This window comes from Stieleria sp., from assembly GCF_041595215.1.
Classification (GTDB): domain Bacteria; phylum Planctomycetota; class Planctomycetia; order Pirellulales; family Pirellulaceae; genus Stieleria; species Stieleria magnilauensis.
Genome location: NZ_JBFHKV010001006.1, coordinates 1 through 3,152, shown reverse-complemented (window position 1 = coordinate 3,152; position 3,152 = coordinate 1). Strand labels below are relative to the sequence as shown.

The 3,152-nt window shown below is 60.2% G+C and carries 3 protein-coding genes and 1 pseudogene; all 4 read left to right on the top strand.

Features of this window, described 5'->3' with window-relative positions; genetic code table 11:
- On the top strand, positions 1 to 592 hold a 592-nt coding region (locus ABX749_RS27360; RefSeq protein ID WP_372898820.1), incomplete at its 5' end, for a redoxin domain-containing protein.
- A gap of 398 nt (positions 593 to 990) precedes the next feature.
- Positions 991 to 2,010 (top strand): SIS domain-containing protein, encoded by a 1,020-nt coding sequence (locus tag ABX749_RS27355; protein ID WP_372898819.1) that lies wholly within the window; start codon positions 991 to 993, stop codon positions 2,008 to 2,010.
- 21 nt (positions 2,011 to 2,031) lie between these two features.
- Positions 2,032 to 2,562, top strand: coding sequence for a KdsC family phosphatase (locus ABX749_RS27350; RefSeq protein WP_372898818.1), 531 nt, complete (start codon positions 2,032 to 2,034; stop codon positions 2,560 to 2,562).
- A pseudogene (locus tag ABX749_RS27345) lies at positions 2,559 to 3,152 on the top strand (hypothetical protein); the annotation flags it as partial. The gene ABX749_RS27350 and the pseudogene ABX749_RS27345, both read left to right, overlap by 4 nt.

The window sequence follows — 3,152 nt, the reverse complement described above, 5'->3', positions numbered from 1 at the left end:
CGCCGCCAAGAAAATCGACAAGGCGAAAGCGGACGAAAAGAAGGCACTTGTCGATGCGTTGACGAACCAGCAGAAACGCACACTCAGTTCGTTGACCGGGCCAGCGTTCAACTTTGCAGCCGTCAAACGCATGTATCCCGCCGCGCCGCAGTTGACCAGCGAAGGAGCGAGCTGGTTGCAGGGCGACGCGCTGACCCTCGATGGTTTGAAAGGCAAGGTCGTTGCCGTTCATTTCTACGCGTTTCAGTGCATCAACTGCCGACGCAATCTGCCCCATTACAACCGCTGGCACGCCGACTACGCCGACAAAGGCTTGGTGGTGATCGGAATCCAGACGCCGGAAACCGCCGCCGAACGATCAGCCGATCGCGTCGCCGCGGCACTCCAGACCGAACAAATACAATACCCGGTCTTGATGGACGCCCAGTCGGCAAATTGGAAACAGTGGTCCAACACCATGTGGCCGACGGTTTATTTGGTCGACAAGAAAGGGTTCCTGCGGCGTTGGTGGCAGGGTGAGATGAACTGGAAGGGAACGCCGGGTGAGGCCCAGATGCGGGAAACGATCGAGCAGTTGCTAGCGGAGGAGTGAGGGGATAGGGAGACGCGGAGAGGGGGAGACAAGGAGACAAGGAGAGAGCAGAGAAATGGGACTGGAGGACAAGAAAATGGGTGACAGGAAAATCGGATCATGGGATTCGGCCAGCTAACAGCTATCAGCTAACAGCTAACAGCTAACAGCTAACTGCTAACTGCTAACCCCTCCAGTCTGGCCTTTCAATGGTTCGGGGATCTTGGGTAGGATTTGCTGATGCCGTCGGGCGTGCCGTGGAGGGGCGTTTGTCGGCGGGCCGGGTAGGGAAAACCGGCTGAACCACGCTTTTGGGAAGGATCCACGTGTCTGCTGCACTGCCATTGCCGTCAGATCGCACTCCGGGACAGTCAACTTCTGACGAATTTGGCGTGCCGCCGAAGGTGCCACAAACACTGTTGGAACGACTCCGGTCGATTCGCGAAATCATCTCCCGGGAGGCGACTGCACTGACGCAGGCTGCCCAAGCCATCGGGCCATCGTCGGTCGCGGCGGCTGAATTGACAGCTGCTTGTACGGGCAACGTCGTCGTCACCGGCGTCGGCAAGGCGGGATTGGTGGGGAAAAAGTTGGTCGCCACGTTGGCCAGCACGGGAACCCCCGCCCACTTTCTGCACCCGACCGAAGCCGTTCATGGGGACTTTGGCCGCGTCAAAAGCGACGATTTGGTCTGGGCGTTCTCCAATTCCGGACGCAGCGAAGAAATCACGCGCATCGCGTCTCAATTGCGGCAACAGGGATCCGGATTGATTTCGTTTACCGCCGACGATGACAACCCATTGGCCGCGGCGGCGACGTGCAGGGTGGTCTACGGACGCCATGCCGAGGCTTGTCCGCACGGTCTGGCGCCGACCAGCAGCACGACGGTGATGATGGCCGTCGGAGACGCGGTGGCGCTGTTGGCCAGTCAGTTGCGTGAATTTTCCGCACGTGATTTCGCCAAGTTCCATCCCGGTGGCGCGCTGGGCCGAAAACTTTCCAACGTCGGCCAGTTGATGCGGCCGCTGACGTGTTGTCGCGTCGCAAACCAGTCCGTCTCGATTCGCCAGTGCATGGTTTCGTGCTCGATCTCCGGTCGCCGCAGCGGCGCGGTGATGTTGACCAACGATGCCGGCCAGCTGACCGGGATTTTTACCGACAGCGATCTGGCGCGATTGCTGGAGTCGCGATGCGAAGAAGCGTTGGACGGTCCGATCCAGGCCAAGATGACACTCGACCCCCACTGTGTCGCACCGCAGACGCTACTCAGTGATGCGATCGCGCTGCTCAGTCAGCTTCGGATCAGCGAGCTGCCGGTCGTGGATTCTGATCGCAAGCCGATCGGGATGGTCGACATCACCGATTTGATCACGCTCGGCGAAATCAGCGACCAATCCGGCGTTCACTCCTCGCCGTCGACGATTCCTTTTCGCGGTTAAACCCTAGGCCGGCCGTTTCGAATGCCCGATCCATCTGACAGCGATTCTTCCATTGCCCAGCCGATTCGATGCATCCTGTCGGATGTCGACGGAGTGATGACCGATGGTCGGATCATCTATGATTCGGCTGGTGCGGAGACCAAACAATTTCATGTTCGCGATGGGCTGGGCATCAAGCTCTGGATGCAGGCCGGATTCCCGTTCGGGATCATCACCGCCCGAAACAGCCCCATGGTCGAGCGGCGTGCCGTGGAACTTGGCATCAGCCACGTCAGCCAAGGCAGCGGTGATAAGTTGCAGCGGGCGCTGCAGATTCTTCCGGAGTGGGGCTGCGAACTTTCGTCGGTTTGTTACATCGGCGACGACCTGCCGGACCTCCCCGTGATGCAACGTGTCGGTCTTGCCGTCGCCCCGGCGGACGCCGCGGCCGACGTGCGTGATGTCGCGCATTGGGTGCTCTCCAGCGGCGGCGGACACGGCGCCGTACGCGAGACGATCGAGCGACTTTTGCGTGCCAAGAATCTTTGGTCTGCGACAGGGGCAACAGCGTGAAGTGGATCAGTCGTAATGTTCGAAATTACTTGATCGCCTTGACGGTGCTGTCGATCGCTGCCGGCCTGTATCGCGCCGCGGCGCAGCGGCTGTTGACCGTTCCCGATGTCGCCCGCGTGGAGCCTCGACCGCCGACCCAACGCGTCGATCTGAAGGAAGACCTGGCGGATCTCTTTCCCGCCGACGCGTGGCAACTGGGAGATTGCAAACGATTGCTGACCAGCAACGGTGCATTGCTGTTCGAGAACTGGCGTCAGATCTCCGAAGACCAGTGGAAACTGGAACCGTTGACCATCATCGTCGGACGCGGTCTTTCCGACGACGCCGCGGCAACGCCGATCGTCTTGACCGCGAAAGAGGGTGCGGAAATTCAATTCGCACAGTCATTGGACATGATGGGAGGCAGCGCGCCGCCGATCAAAATGGGACGGATGATCGGCGATGTGAAGATCGAGCGAAGGGGCACGACCAAACGCAGCGACACCCTGGCCGTGCAAACCCGCAACGTTCGAATCGACAACCGAAAGGTCTGGACGACCGAGCGGATCGCCATGCAAGTCGCCGGCGCCGAATTGGTGGGCAGCGACTTG

Coding starts and splice junctions, on each gene's coding strand:
- ABX749_RS27350 (WP_372898818.1), top strand. CDS start 2,032: ATGCCCGATCCATCTGACAGCGATTCTTCCATTGCCCAGCCGATTCGA.